Raw genomic sequence first — 15,684 nt, 5'->3', positions numbered from 1 at the left:
CGGCCCGGCCCGGTCCGCCGCCCCCGCCGGTCAGGTGGCCAGGCGCAGGTGCCGGCGCTGCCGCAGCCGCACCGCGGCGGCCGCCACGACCAGCAGCGTGAGCGCGACACCGAAGACCAGCCCGTGGATGAGGCCGCGGGTGAGGTAGCCGCCGTCGGTGTGGTCGACGGCGTACGTGGCGAGCTCGCGGCTGAACCAGAACGGCAACGCCCGGGTGGCGCTGCCCTCGGGGTTCATCACCATCTGGAGACCGACCACCGTCAGCAGCACCAGCGTGCCCTCCAGCTCGCGCGGCAGCACGGCGCTCAGCAGCAGGCCGAACGGCACCGACACGAACACGGTCAGCGCCATGATCAGGGCGATCGCACCGTACCGGACGTCGCGCTGGTCGGCCAGGACGAGCAGGAAGTACGGGGTGGAGAGCAGCACGCCGACGGTCCACAGAGCGAGCAGCCGGCCGAGCACCAGGTGCCGGCTGCCGTAGCCGGACATCCGCAGGCGCGGCTCGATGCCGCGCGCCGCACTGCCCGCGAACAGCGCGGCGGTGCTGAGCGCCCAGGCCAGGCCGAGACAGACGAAGCGGATCGACTGCCCGAGATGGTCGCCGCGGCGGCTCAGGTAGAACGCCAGCGGCATCAGCAGCAGGATGACCAGCACGGTACGGCGGCGTAGCAGCTCGCGCAGGGCGGCCTCGGCCACCACGAGGGTCCGGCTCATGCCTCACGCTCCCCGGCCAGGTCGAGCACCACGTCGACCCGGTCGAGCTGGTTGAGCAGGTGGGTGACGACCACGACGGCCTTGCCGGCGTCGCGCCACCGCCACACCTCGTGCCAGAAGTCGAGGTAGGTGCCCCTGTCGAAACCCTGGTACGGCTCGTCGAGGAGCAGCACGTCCGGCTCGCCGAGCCGGGCCAGCACCAGGTTGAGCTTCTGCCGCGTGCCGCCGGAGAGGTGCCGTGCCTGGGTGCGTCGCGGCGGTGTCCACGCCAGCCCGGACGCCTCCACGCGGCCGGCCCGGCGCGCCGCCGTGCGGCTCAGCCCCCGGCCGGCGCCGATCAGCACGAAGTGCTCGTCGGCGCTGAGGAACTCGGCGGTGCCGCCGTCCTGGGGGCAGTAGCCGAGCGCGCCGTGCACCTCCACGGTGCCCGCGCCCGGGCTCAGCAGGCCGGCGCAGATCCGCAGGAACGTGCTCTTGCCGGCGCCATTGGCACCGACCACCGCCGCGATCTGACCCGCCCGGACGGTCAGGTCGACCCGGTCCAGGACGGTCCGCCCCCGGTAGCGCTTGGTGATGCCCCGCGCGGCGAGCCGCACCGGTCCGGGCTGGCGGCGCGGCGGCCGCACGTCGGGCCCGCCGAGGCTGTCGACCACCGCGCGGGCGTACGTCTCCGGCGCGCCGAACACCCGCAGCGGCGACTCCCCGCTGTCGAGCAGGTGGGTGGCCGCCTCGGCGACGACGTGACCGGTCAGGTCGGGCCCCACCCCGTGCCGGCGCAGCTCGCCGGTCAGGGCGGCGAGCCAGGGTTCGTGGTTCACCGCTTCGGCTCCTCGAGCAGTATCGTGCCCACGCTCGACGCGAAGGCGCTCCAGTCGATCGCGGCCGCCCGCAACGCCGCGCTGCCGGCCGGGCTGATCCGGTAGTACTTCCTCGCGGGCCCGGTCCCGCCCTCCCGCCAGTGCGCGGTGAGCAGGCCGGAGCGTTGCAACCGCAGCAGCACCGGGTAGAGGGTCCCGCCCTGCACGGCGCCCAGCCCGTGGGCGCGCAGCGCCTGGGACAGCTCGTAGCCGTAGGACTCGCCGCGGCTCAGCAGCGCGAGCACGCAGAGGTCGAGCACCCCGCGCAGCCACTGCGCCCGCCGTTCCTGGTTCATCCCGCTCCGCACCGTCCGGACGACATCCGCGGATGAAGGTAGCGCCGCCATCTAGATAGCGCAACCACCTAGTACGCTCCTCCGGCCCGCCCATCCCGATACGTTGCGCGGGCTCGCCGAGGGCGGCCGTGCCCGGGCAGGCGGCGACGCCGGCGCCGCACGCTCCTGTGAGCGCTCACCCGGCGGCCCACCCGGCATTCCTGCGGGCCCGGCCGGTTGAGTATGTTATCGATAACCTGCTATGTTCCGGCATGGGAGCGAAGGGCACGCTCCCCGTCACCCCGCAATCGGCACGGCGACCCGAGGCACCGTCCTCGCCGCCCCGCCGGTCGGTGACCAGTCCGGGCCGCTCCGCCGATGCACGCCGACGCAGGCGGCCACGGACGACTTCGGCCCCGGCCACACGCGCGGCTCCGCGCCCTCTCCGCAGGCGACGTCGGCATCGACGGACGGCCCGGCCTGCACCGCCACCCAGGGCAAGGAGTCAAGCAATGGCGAACCGAACACCGCTTCTCTCATCCATCGCCGCCGCGGCCGTGCTCCTCGCGGCGGTCGCCGGCGGCGCGATCGACGGCAGCCTCGGCGAGACGGCGCAGGCGTCGACGAACGGCACGCTCGCCGCGACCGCCGGTTGCGGCAAGGCGCCGACGCTGTCCAGCGGTACGCGCACCATCTCCAGCGGCGGCCAGAACCGCAGCTACATCCTGCGCATCCCGGACGGGTACGACCGCAACCGCCCGTACCGGCTGATCTTCGGGTTCCACTGGCTGAACGGCTCGGCGAACAACGTCGCGTCGGCCGGCTACTACGGCCTGCTGCCGCTGTCGAACAACAGCACGATCTTCGTCGCGCCGCAGGGCATCGACAACGGCTGGGCCAACACCAACGGCCGCGACCTGACGCTGTTCGACGACATCTCCCGGCAGGTCGAGAACGACCTCTGCGTCGACACCAGCCAGCGGTTCGCGCTCGGCTGGAGCTACGGCGGGGCGATGAGCTACGCGGTGGCGTGCGCCCGGTCCACGATCGTCCGCGCGGTCACCGTCATCTCCGGCGCCAACCTCAGCGGCTGCAACGGCGGCACCCAGCCGGTCGCCTACTTCGGCATCCACGGCACCTACGACAGCGTGCTGAACATCTCCATGGGCCGGTCGCTGCGGGACACGTTCGTCCGCAACAACGGCTGCACCCCGCAGAGCCCCCGCGAGCCGAGCCGGGGCAGCCTCACCCACATCACCACGGCGTACTCCGGCTGCCGCGAGGGCTACCCGGTGCAGTGGGCCGCGTTCGACGGCGACCACACCCCCAGCCCGGTCGACGGGTCGCCCAGCCCGAACGACTCCCGGACCTGGACGTCGGCGGAGATCTGGCGGTTCTTCAGCCAGTTCGCGTCCACCACGCCCCCGCCGACCACCGCGCCGCCGACCACTGCCCCGCCCACGAGCGCGCCGCCCACCACACCGCCGCCGACCGGTGACCCGGGCGCGTGCACAGCCACCTATCGGACCGTGAACACCTGGCCGGGCGGCTTCCAGGCCGAGGTCACCGTGGCCAACAACGGCGCCACCACACTCAACGGCTGGACCGTACGCCTGACCCTGGCCTCCGGCCAGGCGATCAGCAGCCTCTGGAACGGCGTCAACACGGGCACCAGCGGCTCGGTGTCGGTCCGCAACGCCGCGTACAACGGCACGCTGGGCGCGAACGCCTCGACGACGTTCGGGTTCACCGCCACCGGAAACGGCGCCACCGCGCCCGGCGGCGTCGGCTGCACCAGTCCCTGACCACCGATCCCCGCACGGGGTGCCGGGCCGGGCCGGGGGCGGCACGCCGCCGCCCCCGGCCCGGCGGCAACACCCAGAAATGGAGCCGGGCGTGACGGCCCGGCCGACCACACCCATCCGCCGCACCCATCCGCCGCGGCGCGGCCTACCGGGGAGATGACCTGTGACCTCAACGCTTTGGAGAACCGACCGCCGGACCCGACGACGGCTCGCGCTGGCCGTGACCATGCTCGCCCTGCTCGGGCTGGCCCCGGTCGTCGCCGGAGGGCTGACCCCGACCGTCGCCCGGGCGGACAACCCGATCGTGCAGACGATCTACACGGCCGACCCGGCTCCGCTGGTGCACAACGGCCGCGTCTACCTGTACACCGGGCACGACGAGGACAACTCGACCTGGTTCACCATGAACGAGTGGCGGGTCTTCTCGTCCGACGACATGGTGAACTGGACCGACCACGGGTCACCGCTGAGCATCGCCACCTTCAGCTGGGCGAGGTCGGACGCGTGGGCCGGTCAGGCCGTCCACCGCAACGGCAAGTTCTACTGGTACGTGCCGATGACGGTCCGGGCGACCGGCCAGATGGGCATCGGCGTGGCGGTGTCGGACAGCCCGACCGGGCCGTTCCGCGACGCCATCGGACGCCCGCTGGTGAGCAACGGTGAGATCGACCCGACCGTTTTCATCGACGACGACGGCCAGGCGTACCTGTACTGGGGTAACCCGCGCCTGTGGTACGTGCGGCTGAACGCGGACATGATCTCGTACTCCGGCAGCCCCACCCAGATCCCGCTGACCACGGCGGGCTTCGGGGCGCGAACGGGAGACGCGAACCGGCCGACCCTCTACGAGGAGGGGCCGTGGGTGTACAAGCGCAATGGCCTCTACTACATGGCGTTCGCGGCCAGGTGCTGCTCGGAGTTCGTCGCCTACTCGACCGCACCCGGGCCGCTGGGCCCGTGGACGTACCGCGGAACGATCATGCCGACCCAGGGCAGCAGCTTCACCAACCACCCCGGGATCATCGACTTCAGGGGCGGCTCGTACTTCTTCTACCACAACGGGGCACTGCCCGGTGGCGGCGGTTTCACCAGGTCGGTGGCGGTGGAGAAGTTCTCCTACGGCGCGGACGGCTCGATCCCCACGATCAACATGACCACCACCGGCGCGCCGCAGATCGGCACCGTGAACCCGTACTCCCGGCAGGAGGCCGAGACGATGGCCTGGGGGCAGGGGGTCGAGACCGAGTCGTCCTCCCTGGGCGGGAGAAACGTCGGTTACATCGACAACGGGGACTACATCAAGGTCAAGGGCGTGGCCTTCGGCGCCGGCGCGACCACGTTCACCGCCATGGTGGCCTCGGCCGGCAGCGGAGGGTCCATCGAGTTGCGCCTGGACAGCGTGACCGGCCCGGTGGTGGGCACCTGCCGCGTGACCCCCACCGGCGACTGGCAGACCTGGACCAGCCTGAGCTGCCCGGTCAGCGGCGCCACCGGCACCCACGACCTCTACCTGCGTTTCACCGGCGGCAGCGGCTCGCTGTTCAACATCGACCACTGGTGGTTCACCTCCGGCCTCAGCGGCACCCCGCCGCCGGTCCCCCCGACGACCTCGCCGCCCTCCACTCCCCCGCCGCCCACCACGCCGCCGCCGACCGGCGACGCCTGCACCGCCACCTACCGCACCACCAACTCCTGGTCCGGCGGCTTCCAGGCCGAGGTGACGGTCACCGCGGGCGCCGCGGCGATCAACGGCTGGTCGGTGCGGTGGAACCTCGCGGGCGGCCAGAGCATCAGCCAGGTCTGGAGCGGCACGCTGAGCACCAGCGGTTCCACCGCGACCGTCCGCAACGCGGCGTACAACGGCTCCGTGCCCGCGTCCGGCTCGACCACGTTCGGCTTCGTCGCGAACGGCTCGCCGTCCACGCCGTCCCTGACCTGCACCAGCCCGTGAGAGGGGCGTACATGCGTGCCGGAGGGAGGAGATGGCTCACCGCGGGCGGCGCGCCGCCCGGCATCGTGCGGTCGAAGGTGAACGCCGGCAAGCGGGTCCATCTGGTCGACCAGTACTCGGCGCTGGCCACCGCCGACCTGATCGACGGCATCCACCCGACCGCCACCGGCTACGACAAGATGGCAGCGGTCTGGTACCGCGCGTTGCAGGCGGTCCCCGGCAGCATCGGCACCCCTGGTGGCGGCGGAGGCACGCACCAGAACGTGCAGCTCGTCGGCGCCGGCCCGGCCCGGTGCCTCGACGCCAGCGGGCGGGGCACCGCCGACGGGACCAGGATCAACCTCTGGGACTGCCACGGCGGCTCCAACCAGCGGTGGAGGGTACGCGCCTGACCGGCACGCGACGGGCTCCCCGGCCTCCGCCGCCGGGAAGCCCGTCCGGGCGGCGCCCGCCGCACGACCAGCGGCGGGCCCGACGGGTACGTAGAGTGAGAACCATGTCGAAGCCGCCGCTGCCGGAACCCGCCGTCGCCATGCTGGGCAAGCCGAATCCCGCCGTCATCGCCACTCTGCGCGACGGCCAGCCGGTGTCCGCGGCCACCTGGTACCTCTGGGAGGACGGCCGTGTCCTGGTGAACATGGACGAGGGCCGCCGCCGGCTGGCGCACCTGCGCAGCGATCCCCGGGTGTCCCTGACCGTGCTGGACGAACAGAACTGGTACACCCACGTCAGCCTCATCGGGCGGGTGGTGGAGCTGCGCGACGACGAGGGCCTGGCCGACATCGACCGGATCTCGCAGCACTACACGGGGCGGCCCTACCCCCGGCGGGACCGCGCCCGGGTCAGCGCCTGGATCGAGATCGAGCGATGGCACGGGTGGGGCGCGCACAAGGACAACAGCCAGACCGGCTGACCACCGCCCCCACGATGTCCGACCCGTACGGCAGAGTGTCGGGCATGACCGAACCCAAGGATCCGAAGGCCGCACTGCACCGCTACCTGCGCGGGATCCGGGAGGACCTGGTCTGGAAGCTCGACGGGCTGAGCGAACGCGACGCCCGGCTTCCGCGCACCGCGAGCGGCAACAATTTCCTGGGCCTGCTCAAGCACTGCCTGAACGTCGAGGCCGGCTACTTCGGGACCACGTTCGGCCGCGAGTTCCCCACTCCGGAGGAACTGGTCGCCGCCGAGACGTTCGACGCGGACCCGCAGGCGGACTGGTACGCCCGGGACGACGAGAGCAAGGACGGTCTGATCGACCTGTACCGCCGGGTGGGGGCGTTCGCGGACCAGACGATCGAGGCGCTGCCGCTGGACGCGCCGGGGCGGGTGCCGTGGTGGCAGCCAGGCCGGCAGGACGTGACGCTGCACCAGGTCATCGTGCACGTCTGCGTCGACCTGGCCCGGCACGCCGGGCACGCGGACATCATGCGCGAGCAGCACGACGCGGCGATCGGGCTGCGCCGGGACAACACGAACATCCCAGGCGGCTACGACTGGCCGGCGTACGTCAGTAAGCTGTCGGCGCTCGCGGACCGGTTCGCGTAGCCGGCTTTCCGGTACTCCGGCCGGAAGTTTCAACCACATTTCGGACAGCGGATCGACAGGACCAGCAGCATCGTGAAGCATCTATCCCATGAAGATCCGGCCCGCCGTCGCCCCGCCGACCGCTGAGGACACCGGTCCCGGGCAGGCCCTCGCCGACCGGCCCTCGGACGACCGCCCCTCAGACGAGCGCCCCTCGGACGGCAGACGCCGGTGGCGGCCGAACCCGGAGTGGACGCTGGCGATCCTGGGCAGCCTGCTGCTGGCGGTGGTGCTGACCTGGCCGACGATGCGGCACCCGGCGACCACGATCCCCGGCGACCTCGGCGACCCGACGTTGCAGGCGTGGCAGGTCGCCTGGTCGGGGCACGCCCTGCTCAACGATCCGGCCAACCTCTGGAACTCGAACACGTTCTATCCGGAGCGCTACACCTACGCCTACAGCGACACGCTGCTCGGATACGCCCCGTTCGGGATGCTCGGCTCCGGCTTCGAGGCCGCGGTGATCCGCTACAACGTGCTCTACGTGCTGCTGCACGCGCTGGCGTTCCTCGGGGCGTACGCGCTGGCCCGGCAGCTCGGTGCGAACCGCTGGGGCGGGGCGGTCGCCGGGGTGGCGTGGGCGTACGCGCCCTGGCGGCTGGCGCACTCCGGCCACCTGAACATCCTGTCCAGCGGCGGGATCGCGCTGGCGCTGGCGATGCTGGCACGCGGCCACGGCTGGTCGCTGCGCCACGGCTACCGGCCGGAACGCCGCAAGCCCGGCTGGGCGGTGGCCGGGTGGCTCGTCGCGGCCTGGCAGGTCACGCTCGGCTTCGGCATCGGGCTGCCGCTCGTCTACTTCCTGCTGGCCGCCGCGCTGGTGGCAGCCGGCTGCTACGGCTGGTCCTGGTGGCGCAAACGGGAGCGGCCCCCGTTCGGCAGGCGGCTGCTCGTCGCCGACCTGGCCGGCGGCGCCGTGTTCGGCACCGTGACGCTGCTGCTCGGGCTGGTCTACCTGCGCGTGGTCGATCTCAACCCGCAGGCCGTACGGTCGCTGGACTGGACCAAGATGTTCTCCCCGCCGCTGATCGGGTTCGTCACCGCGCCGGGCGACTCGTGGCTGTGGGGGGAACGGCACGCCGCCGCCCGCGAGCAGCTGACCTGGCCGCCGGAGATGGCGCTGCTACCCGGGATGACGCTGATCGGGCTGGCCGCGGCGGGGCTGTTCGTCTCGGCGTACCCGGTGCGGCACCGCGTCGCGCTGGGCCTCGGCGTGGCCGGCACCGTGCTGCTGGGCCTGGGCGCCACCCTCGGCGGGGACGGCGACCCCGGCTACCTGACGTTGTCCACGCTCCTGCCCGGCTGGGACGCGTTGCGCACCCCGGGCCGGATGATGCACTGGACCAGCCTGCTGCTGGCGGTGCTGGCGGCCGGGCTGGTGACCGCGCTGGCGGAGTCGTGGCGCCGGCCCGCGGCCGCGCGCGCGTCGCGGGCCGTGGCGGCGCTGGTCCTGCTGGTGCCGCTCGCCCTGGTCACCCTGGAAGGCGTCAACCGCACGCCGCACCCGGCAGTGCCGACGCCACCGGCCGCGATGCGGACCGCACCGGAGCCGATGCTGGTGCTGCCCGCCGGTGGGGTGGGCGACCTGAACTACATGCTGTGGTCGACCGACGGATTTCCCCGGATCACCAACGGGCTCGGCGGTTTCGAGCCGGTCACCCAGGCCCAGACGCGGGTCGCCGTGGCGACGTTCCCCGACGCGGGCAGCGTGGCCTACCTGCGCGGGATCGGCGTACGGTCGGTCGTCGCGGTGCCGAGCCGCGCGGCGGGGACGCCGTGGGAGGGCATCGAGACCCGGCCGGTCGACGGGCTGGGCATCACCCGGGAGGATGTCGATGGCACGCTCGTCTACCGACTCTGACAGCGTGGACGCCCGGTGCGTGTGCCAGGGCCGGGCGAGGTGAGCACCGTGCGGTTGTCGGTGGTGGTGCCCTGCTTCAACGAGGAAGCGTCGGTGGAGCGGCTGCACGAGATGCTCAGCGCCGCGCTCGCCGAGCTGTCCGACGTGGACGTCGAGGTGGTGTACGTCGACGACGGCAGCGAGGACGGCACACTGGCGGCCCTGCGCCGGCTCGCCGCGGCCGACCCGGCCGTCTGCTACACGTCGCTGAGCCGCAACTTCGGCAAGGAGGCGGCCATGCTCGCCGGCCTGCGCCGGGCCACCGGTGACGCGGTCGTCATCATGGACGCCGACCTGCAACACCCGCCGCGTCTGCTGCCCGAGATGGTGATGCTCTACCGCCAGGGGTTCGACCAGGTGATCGCCCGCCGGGACCGGCGTGGTGACCGGTTCATCCGGATGGTCGCCTCGCGCTCCTTCTACCGCCTGGTCAACTGGTGGATAGACGTACGCCTGCTCGACGGCGCCGGTGACTTCCGGCTGCTGTCCCGGCTCGCCGTGAACGCGATCCTGGCGATGCCGGAGTACAACCGTTTCTCCAAGGGCCTGTTCTCCTGGATCGGTTTCCGCACCGCGGTGGTGGCGCACCGCAACGAGACCCGGCAGGCCGGGCGGAGCCGCTGGACGTTCGGCAAGCTGTTCAACTACGCGTTCGACGGCCTGCTGTCGTTCAACAACCGGCCGCTGCGCCTGGCCATCTACGGCGGCCTGTTCCTCACGCTCATCGCGGTCGGCTACATGGCCTGGGTGGTCGCGGACGCCGTGGAGAAGGGCATCGACGTGCCCGGCTACACCACGATCATCGTCAGCGTGATCGGGCTCGGCGGCATCCAGATGATGATCCTCGGGGTGATCGGCGAGTACATCGGCCGGATCTACTACGAGACCAAACGCCGCCCGCACTATCTGGTGCAGGAGACCGAGCACGTCGTCGACACCCCCGGCCGGGTGTCCCGGATTCCGGAGCAGCGTACGGCCACCGGCGAATCGATGGCCGGCGAAACCGGCTGAGCGACGTCGATCGGTGGCCGCCGACGGGGAGATCCTGGTACGAAAGCGCCCTCACGCGGGCGGTTCCGTACCAAGATCGGCAGCGGAGCTGCCCCGGTGGGTCAGCAGCCGATGCGGGTGGACCCCAAGGCCACGTCGTCGTACCAGAGGGTGTCGGCGCCGCCGCCGTAGCTCTCCCAGCCCAGCTTCAGGTCGGTGAGCTGCGGTCGCCAGGTCCGGTTGTACCACTGGCCGTCGATGTCGTGCGTCGGTACGCCGTCGGCGGTCAGCCCGGTCACGGCGACGCCGTTCAGCCAGGTACGCAGCTGACCGGCGGAGCCGTCCACCATGAACTCCAGGCAGGCCCAGCGGTTGGTGGGCAGCGGCACGCTCTGCGCCACGCCGGCCGGACTCTGCTCGGGCAGCGTCGCGTCGTCGGAGGCGCGGTTCCACTGGAGCGCGCCGTTCTGGCCGCCCAGCCGCAGGTCCCGGTTGCCGTCGGCGGCGTCGGACATGGTGATCATCGTGGTGTGGTCGGTGGGCTGGGCGGTGGTGTGCCGGACCCAGATCCGGGCGTACCGGACGCTGCCCAGGCCGCTGAGGTTCTTCGTGGTCCGGACGAAGACGTGGTTGCAGTAGCCGGCGGCGCCGTTGATCCGTATCGCGCGGCTGCCGCTGTGCGCGGTGGACGTGTCGACGGTGGCCGTACCGGCACCCGAGCAGTCCGGGCTCACCACACTCCAGTCACCCGACGGGGTCGAGCCGGTCTGGTTCTCGAAGCCGTCGCAGAGCACCGCCCCCGCGCACCCGTTTGGCGGCGGCGGGGTGGTCGGCGGGGCCGACGTGGGCGGCGCGGTCGTCGGCGGCGCGGTCGTCGGCGGGGCCGACGTGGGCGGCGCGGTCGTCGGCGGGGCGGTGGTCGGCACCGCCGTCGTGGGCGGCGGCGTGGTCGGGCCGGGCCCTGCGCCGTTGCACGGTACGCCGTTCAGGCTGAACCCGGTCGGCGCGCCGCCCGCGGTGCCGTACGTGCCCTGCACGCCGAACTCGGCCGAGCCGCCGGCCGGGATGCTGCCGTTGTACGACATGTTGCGGGCGGTCACCGTCGCCCCGGACTGGCTGACTGTGGCGCTCCAGCCGTTCGTGACGCGCTCGTCCCCGGCGTACGTCCAGGTGACCGTCCAGCCGGAGACGGCGGTGTCACCGGGTGACACCGCGATGTTCGCGGTGAACCCACCGGGCCACTGGTTGGGGGTGTAGTCGACCCGGCAGCCCGGTGCGGCTACGGCCGGGCCGGTGAGCAGGGCCGTACCGGCCGCGGTGACGGCGGCCAGCGCGGCGACGGCCGCCACGAGCGGGGCGGGGCGGGCACGGAGAATCGTCATGGGAAATCCTTCGGCGTCGGGCAGGGCGCAGCAGCGCGCGTCCTCGTCGGACGCGGCGGTGCGCGAGGGTGCGGCGCGGCGATGCGCCACGTGGTCGATGGGTACGACCCGATGTGCCCGGCTCGACGGCGGCCCGGTCAGCCGCCGCGGTCCGGTTCTCGCGGACCTCGGCGGCGCCCGAGCCCAATCTATTTACCGCCGCCTATCCAAGCAAGGTCTCCGCCCGTGCGGATGACCCGTCATCCCGGATCGGCGCCCGCGCCGATCAGTGGTGGTTGCCAGCCGTCGCGATAGCGCACACCGCCGGGTCGCAGCCGGATCCGGTCGTGCGCCGTACCCGGGACCGGCTCGGTCCGGATCACCTGTGGCCGGTCCACCACGACGCAGACCTCCTCCCCCGGCCACCACCAGCCGCAGGAGCGGGCCAGGTCGGCCCAGGTGTCGAGATGTCCGGCCTCGTCGGGCCCGTACCGGCCGAGGCCGAGCCGACGCAGCACGTCGTAGTAGGCGATCCAGGACGCGTCCTGCTGCCCGTACCAGCACACGGGCACCGGGCCGTCGCTCGCGAGCGCCGCACGCACCGGCAGGTAGAACCCGTGCGCGAGACTCCGGTGCAGCGCCGCGCGTACGCCCTGGTGCAGCACGACGGCGAGGGGTACGCCGCTGTCGAGGGCCCGCACCGGCGCCAGCTCGGGCCACGGCTGCTTGGTCTTGCCCGTGCGCGCGGGCGACAGCTCGGGGTCGCTGTGCACGACGCCCGCGCTGAGGGCACCCCGCAGATGGGAGACGATCATCGCGATGTCGCTCGCCGGCATCGGCTCCCGGGGCGGACGCACCGCCCGGACGCGCTCGTGCAGCCGGTCGAGGGTGGGCCATCCGCTGACCAGCGCCATCGCCTTCGCCGGCGAGTCGACCCATTCGAACCGGGGCCGCGGCCGCGACGCCCTCGCGTAGACGGCGGTCAGGCAACGCTCGGCGGTCGGCTTGTCGGCCGGTTGCGTGGACAGGGCGTGGTCGAGCCATTCCTGGCGGATCCGGACTGCCTGCTGCCACAGGTCGTGCGGGATCTTCGCGGCGTCGTCGCGCCGCGTGGGGGCGCTCATCGCGCCCGGGCGTCGCCGCCCTTCCGGTTGGAGATCATGGAACGACTCTGACGCACGTCGCGGCGCCGCTCAAGCGAATTCCGGTCCTTCCCCCAGTCATATAGTGACCCTCGTGGACAGTGACCGCCTGACCCGACCCCCTGTCATCACCGCGCAGATGCTCATCCGCCGGCCCGCCGCCGAGGTCTTCCAGGCGTTCGCCGATCCGGCGGTGACCACGAGGTTCTGGTTCACCAGGAGCAGCGGCCGGCTGGAACCCGGCGCCGTCGTCACCTGGGACTGGGAGATGTACGGCGTCTCCACGGTCGTCACCGTCAAGGAGGTGGAGGAGAACCGCCGCATCCTGGCCGAGTGGGATCCGGAGTCCCCCACCCGGGTCGAGTGGCGGTTCCTGCCGGGCGAGGGCGACACCACGCTGGTCCGGATCACCGAGACCGGCTTCGCCGGCACCGCCGACCAGGCCGTGAGCAAGGCGATCGACTCGATGGGCGGGTTCACGATGGTCCTCTGCGCCTGCAAGGCGCTGCTGGAGCAGGGTGTGCCGCTGAACGCGGTCGGAGACGCCCATCCGGCCGGCTTCGAGGACTGACCGCGCCCGCGGTGGGTGGGCCTCGGCCCACCCACCGCAGACCAAAGACTCCCTGGCCCATCGGACGAAGAGCGCAGCCAGGCCGGGGGCGGTAGGAGCCGGCCCCCAGGCCCCCGCCGTCCGGCCGCGGTATTCGCCACAACCGCCTGCCCAGCGGACCGGTCAGGCGCGCACGGCCGACACCGGCGCGAACAGGGCCGGCGCCGGCTCGGCGGCCCGGATCGCGGCCACGAGCTGAGCCAGCTGCGGGTAGTCACCGGGGGCCGCGCGGAGAAGATGGTCCGCGTCCGCATGGTTGCCGAGATACGACTCGGCGGCCGCTCGCAGAAGAAGCGCGAGGGCGCAGAGGTCGGACGGCCCGGCACCGGGACGAACGTCGAGAAGCAGCGATCGCGCATCCTCGGGCCGCTGGTTGAGCAGGTGAGCCAGGCTCATCGCGATCCGGGCGGACAACAAGCCCGGCTGCGACCGGACGGCGATCTGTGCCAGTTCGGAGATCTCCCGCACCTCCCGGCGATCCACAGGCGATCCGTGCACCACCGCGGCGTACAGGTACCACAATCCGAACTGGACGCTCAGCGCCTGCCCGATGGCCGCGGCCGCCACGGGATCGGTGCCGCCCGCGCGAGCCAGCGCCGCGAGCCGCTCGGCCTCCTCGACCAGCTCCGGGGACTGCGTGTGGGCCGTGCGCAGTCTCTGCTGGTAGCCGGCCAGGGCCAGGAGCGGATCGCTGCCGAGGCGAGCCTGAATTCCGACCCGGTGGACGTCACCCGCCGCTCGGGCGACCGCCCGCAGCGCACTGACCACCTCTTCCTGGTAGTAGCCCGCCCGCAGCCCTTCACGGGTGGCTGCCGGAGCCCGGAGCCAGCGGAGCAGGTGGTGGCCGTCACTGCCGGTCGAACGCCCCGGAACGAGGTTGGTCAAGGCGAGCAGCGCCCCGACGAACGCGGCGCCGAGCAACGTCAAGCGCGTCAACGCCGTACTGGTGGACGCCGACGCGACGACGAGTGCCGTCGCGGCGCACAGGTTGCTCAGCGGGCCACCGAGATAGAACAGCACCATCCGCAGCGGCAACGCCGTCATCGACGGCGCAGGCCGGACGGACACCTCGTTACGCCAACCGTTGAAGGGCGCGATACGGACCGCGACGACCGGCAGGCGCAGCAGCTTCGCCACGACGAGGTGCCCGCACTCGTGCAGGACGAGGTGCAGCCACAACGACACACAGGTGAGGCCGGCGGCGGTGATCGCATCCGTCACGGACTCGGTGACGAGCAGCGCGAACGCCGCCGCCTCCACCGCCAGGAGAAGTGACACGGCGACCAGCCGACGGCGGAGCTTCACGAGGAGATGGTACGGGCGGACAGGCGGCGGCAGGGGGATCCGCGCTCGTTGACGCCGGATGACGCGCTTGCGCCGATGGATGCGTTCGTCTCACAGTTGCCGGCGCTGCTCGGCGTCGTCGTCGGTGCCCTCGGTACGGGTCTGGTGACCTTCCTGTCCACCAGAAGTCAGTGGAAGCGCGGCCAGTCCGTTCGGTGGGACGAACGACGACTGGAGGCGTACAGCGAGTTCGCACAGGTGCTCAAGGAGATCCAGGCGATCTCACTGCGCGTCCTGGCCGCGACGGACGGCGACAAGTAACGCTCAGGATTGGACAAGGCCGCCGTGCTGCCCCGGCTCGCCGACGCGGACATCAGGCACACCCTCGCGTGGGAACGCCTGTTGCTGCTCGGGGACGCCGCCACAGTCGCCGCCGCGCAGGACTGGCGCGAGGCGGTGTGGCGGCTGGAGCACCGGGCCCGCGAGGTCGGGGAGACCACCGAGCCGCTGACCGTCCTCTTCCAGCAGGCCAACGCAGGCCGTGATCGCTTCTATGACGCGGCTCGGCTCGGCCTGGGCGTGAGCGGCGGATCAGTCGCGCAGTCCGACCGCCTGCAGCAGCGCCTCGCATCCCCCGAGAACCACCAGCCCGCGTCCTCCGGCAGCTGATTCCGGACTTCGTCCCCTCCCGGCGCGATGAGTTCGCGCGCCCTCGCCGGTCTGAGCTGGTGCATCCGATCGGATGCGGGAGACCGGCCGACCACCAGGAGGGACGAGAACCATGACCGTCGCCGACACCACTCCCCCACCCGTCGCGCGCGGGTTGCACCTGACGCTGTGGGCGCTGCAAGGCGTCCTCGGGGTCTTCGTCATCGTCGCCTCGGCCGGTCCCAAGCTGTTCGGCGAGGCGAACGCGGTTCAGACCTTCGAGGACATGGGCGCGGCGCCCTGGTTCCGCTACCTCGTCGGCCTGCTGGAGCTTGCCGGTGGCATCGGGCTGCTCGTGCCGCGGCTGGCCGGCCTGGCCGCCGTCGGGCTCGCGCTGCTCATGGTCGGCGCCGCCGTCACCCAGGCGTTCATCCTGCACGGCGGCGCGCTGGTGCTCACCCCCGTCGTGCTGTTCGCGCTGTTCGTGTTCATCGCGTGGGGCCGCCGCGACTCGATCCGCCGGCTCCTGCGGCGCTGAACCGGGGCGCGCCGGGCCG

The 15,684-nt window shown here is 72.4% G+C and carries 17 protein-coding genes; 11 read left to right on the top strand and 6 right to left on the bottom strand.

The genetic code is table 11. The features are described from left to right. Positions 1-30: 30 nt before the first annotated feature. The 3 genes from KSK32_RS21575 to KSK32_RS21565 are packed head-to-tail and all read right to left on the bottom strand — an operon-like array spanning position 31 to position 1,870. Positions 31-717, bottom strand: a complete 687-nt coding sequence (locus KSK32_RS21575) for an ABC transporter permease (RefSeq protein WP_216932827.1) — start codon at positions 715-717, stop codon at positions 31-33. Beyond that, the gene (locus KSK32_RS21570) at positions 714-1,535 is read right to left on the bottom strand and encodes an ATP-binding cassette domain-containing protein (RefSeq protein ID WP_216932826.1); all 822 of its coding nucleotides are present in this window, start codon (positions 1,533-1,535) and stop codon (positions 714-716) included. Before KSK32_RS21570 ends, KSK32_RS21575 begins: the two co-directional genes overlap by 4 nt. Beyond that, on the bottom strand, positions 1,532-1,870 hold the full coding sequence (locus tag KSK32_RS21565; protein WP_216932825.1) for a PadR family transcriptional regulator: 339 nt from the start codon (positions 1,868-1,870) through the stop codon (positions 1,532-1,534). The genes KSK32_RS21570 and KSK32_RS21565 overlap by 4 nt, the downstream gene beginning before the upstream one ends. A 491-nt stretch (positions 1,871-2,361) precedes the next feature. On the opposite strand from KSK32_RS21565, the gene KSK32_RS21560 reads away from it, so the two are divergent. From KSK32_RS21560 to KSK32_RS21530, 7 genes are all read left to right on the top strand, one after another. Continuing rightward, positions 2,362-3,654, top strand: a complete 1,293-nt coding sequence (locus KSK32_RS21560) for a cellulose binding domain-containing protein (protein ID WP_216932824.1) — start codon at positions 2,362-2,364, stop codon at positions 3,652-3,654. A 226-nt stretch (positions 3,655-3,880) separates the two neighbouring features. Continuing rightward, positions 3,881-5,605, top strand: coding sequence for a family 43 glycosylhydrolase (locus tag KSK32_RS21555; RefSeq protein WP_216936268.1), 1,725 nt, complete (start codon positions 3,881-3,883; stop codon positions 5,603-5,605). Between the two features lie 11 nt (positions 5,606-5,616). Next, positions 5,617-5,997, top strand: coding sequence for a ricin-type beta-trefoil lectin domain protein (locus KSK32_RS21550; protein ID WP_374226721.1), 381 nt, complete (start codon positions 5,617-5,619; stop codon positions 5,995-5,997). A gap of 104 nt (positions 5,998-6,101) precedes the next feature. Next, positions 6,102-6,518 (top strand): PPOX class F420-dependent oxidoreductase, encoded by a 417-nt coding sequence (locus KSK32_RS21545; protein WP_216932823.1) that lies wholly within the window; start codon positions 6,102-6,104, stop codon positions 6,516-6,518. A 44-nt stretch (positions 6,519-6,562) separates the two neighbouring features. Continuing rightward, positions 6,563-7,153 (top strand): DinB family protein, encoded by a 591-nt coding sequence (locus tag KSK32_RS21540; protein WP_216932822.1) that lies wholly within the window; start codon positions 6,563-6,565, stop codon positions 7,151-7,153. Positions 7,154-7,241: 88 nt separating this feature from the next. Then, positions 7,242-9,053: a hypothetical protein gene (locus KSK32_RS21535; RefSeq protein ID WP_216932821.1), complete on the top strand. Its 1,812-nt coding sequence runs from the start codon at positions 7,242-7,244 to the stop codon at positions 9,051-9,053. Positions 9,054-9,101: 48 nt separating this feature from the next. Further along, the gene (locus KSK32_RS21530; RefSeq protein ID WP_374226720.1) at positions 9,102-10,103 is read left to right on the top strand and encodes a glycosyltransferase family 2 protein; all 1,002 of its coding nucleotides are present in this window, start codon (positions 9,102-9,104) and stop codon (positions 10,101-10,103) included. 101 nt (positions 10,104-10,204) lie between these two features. On the opposite strand, the gene KSK32_RS21525 is transcribed toward KSK32_RS21530, so the two are convergent. After that, positions 10,205-11,464 carry a cellulose-binding domain-containing protein gene (locus KSK32_RS21525; RefSeq protein ID WP_216932820.1) on the bottom strand — a complete coding sequence of 420 codons (1,260 nt, stop codon included), beginning with the start codon at positions 11,462-11,464 and terminating at the stop codon, positions 10,205-10,207. A 239-nt stretch (positions 11,465-11,703) separates the two neighbouring features. After that, positions 11,704-12,567, bottom strand: coding sequence for a DUF6745 domain-containing protein (locus tag KSK32_RS21520; protein WP_216932819.1), 864 nt, complete (start codon positions 12,565-12,567; stop codon positions 11,704-11,706). A 157-nt stretch (positions 12,568-12,724) separates the two neighbouring features. Here KSK32_RS21520 and KSK32_RS21515 point away from each other — a divergent pair, with 157 nt between their 5' ends. Continuing rightward, positions 12,725-13,156: an SRPBCC family protein gene (locus tag KSK32_RS21515; RefSeq protein ID WP_254188371.1), complete on the top strand. Its 432-nt coding sequence runs from the start codon at positions 12,725-12,727 to the stop codon at positions 13,154-13,156. A 162-nt stretch (positions 13,157-13,318) separates the two neighbouring features. On the opposite strand, the gene KSK32_RS21510 is transcribed toward KSK32_RS21515, so the two are convergent. Further along, the gene (locus tag KSK32_RS21510) at positions 13,319-14,455 is read right to left on the bottom strand and encodes a hypothetical protein (protein WP_289256355.1); all 1,137 of its coding nucleotides are present in this window, start codon (positions 14,453-14,455) and stop codon (positions 13,319-13,321) included. 120 nt (positions 14,456-14,575) lie between these two features. On the opposite strand from KSK32_RS21510, the gene KSK32_RS33550 reads away from it, so the two are divergent. The 3 genes from KSK32_RS33550 (at position 14,576) to KSK32_RS21500 (ending at position 15,665) form a co-directional block, all read left to right on the top strand. Continuing rightward, entirely contained in the window at positions 14,576-14,800 is a 225-nt protein-coding gene (locus KSK32_RS33550) for a hypothetical protein (protein ID WP_254187140.1), read from the top strand. 9 nt (positions 14,801-14,809) lie between these two features. Beyond that, positions 14,810-15,148, top strand: a complete 339-nt coding sequence (locus KSK32_RS33545) for a hypothetical protein (protein ID WP_254187139.1) — start codon at positions 14,810-14,812, stop codon at positions 15,146-15,148. A gap of 112 nt (positions 15,149-15,260) precedes the next feature. Further along, entirely contained in the window at positions 15,261-15,665 is a 405-nt protein-coding gene (locus tag KSK32_RS21500; protein WP_216932817.1) for a DoxX family protein, read from the top strand. Positions 15,666-15,684 lie beyond the last annotated feature (19 nt).

This window comes from Micromonospora sp. WMMB482, from assembly GCF_019038635.1.
GTDB classification, from domain to species: domain Bacteria; phylum Actinomycetota; class Actinomycetes; order Mycobacteriales; family Micromonosporaceae; genus Micromonospora; species Micromonospora marina.
Note: the sequence above shows the minus strand (reverse complement) of the source record. Positions and strands in the feature narration are given on the sequence as shown.

Bases quoted from the DNA above. Each gene is read 5' to 3' on its own strand.
- KSK32_RS21575 (WP_216932827.1), bottom strand. From the start codon at position 717: ATGAGCCGGACCCTCGTGGTGGCCGAGGCCGCCCTGCGCGAGCTGCTA.
- KSK32_RS21565 (WP_216932825.1), bottom strand. From the start codon at position 1,870: ATGAACCAGGAACGGCGGGCGCAGTGGCTGCGCGGGGTGCTCGACCTC.
- KSK32_RS21560 (WP_216932824.1), top strand. From the start codon at position 2,362: ATGGCGAACCGAACACCGCTTCTCTCATCCATCGCCGCCGCGGCCGTG.
- KSK32_RS21555 (WP_216936268.1), top strand. From the start codon at position 3,881: ATGCTCGCCCTGCTCGGGCTGGCCCCGGTCGTCGCCGGAGGGCTGACC.
- KSK32_RS21550 (WP_374226721.1), top strand. From the start codon at position 5,617: ATGCGTGCCGGAGGGAGGAGATGGCTCACCGCGGGCGGCGCGCCGCCC.
- KSK32_RS21545 (WP_216932823.1), top strand. From the start codon at position 6,102: ATGTCGAAGCCGCCGCTGCCGGAACCCGCCGTCGCCATGCTGGGCAAG.
- KSK32_RS21540 (WP_216932822.1), top strand. From the start codon at position 6,563: ATGACCGAACCCAAGGATCCGAAGGCCGCACTGCACCGCTACCTGCGC.
- KSK32_RS21535 (WP_216932821.1), top strand. From the start codon at position 7,242: ATGAAGATCCGGCCCGCCGTCGCCCCGCCGACCGCTGAGGACACCGGT.
- KSK32_RS21525 (WP_216932820.1), bottom strand. From the start codon at position 11,464: ATGACGATTCTCCGTGCCCGCCCCGCCCCGCTCGTGGCGGCCGTCGCC.
- KSK32_RS21520 (WP_216932819.1), bottom strand. From the start codon at position 12,567: ATGAGCGCCCCCACGCGGCGCGACGACGCCGCGAAGATCCCGCACGAC.
- KSK32_RS21515 (WP_254188371.1), top strand. From the start codon at position 12,725: ATGCTCATCCGCCGGCCCGCCGCCGAGGTCTTCCAGGCGTTCGCCGAT.
- KSK32_RS33550 (WP_254187140.1), top strand. From the start codon at position 14,576: ATGGATGCGTTCGTCTCACAGTTGCCGGCGCTGCTCGGCGTCGTCGTC.
- KSK32_RS21500 (WP_216932817.1), top strand. From the start codon at position 15,261: ATGACCGTCGCCGACACCACTCCCCCACCCGTCGCGCGCGGGTTGCAC.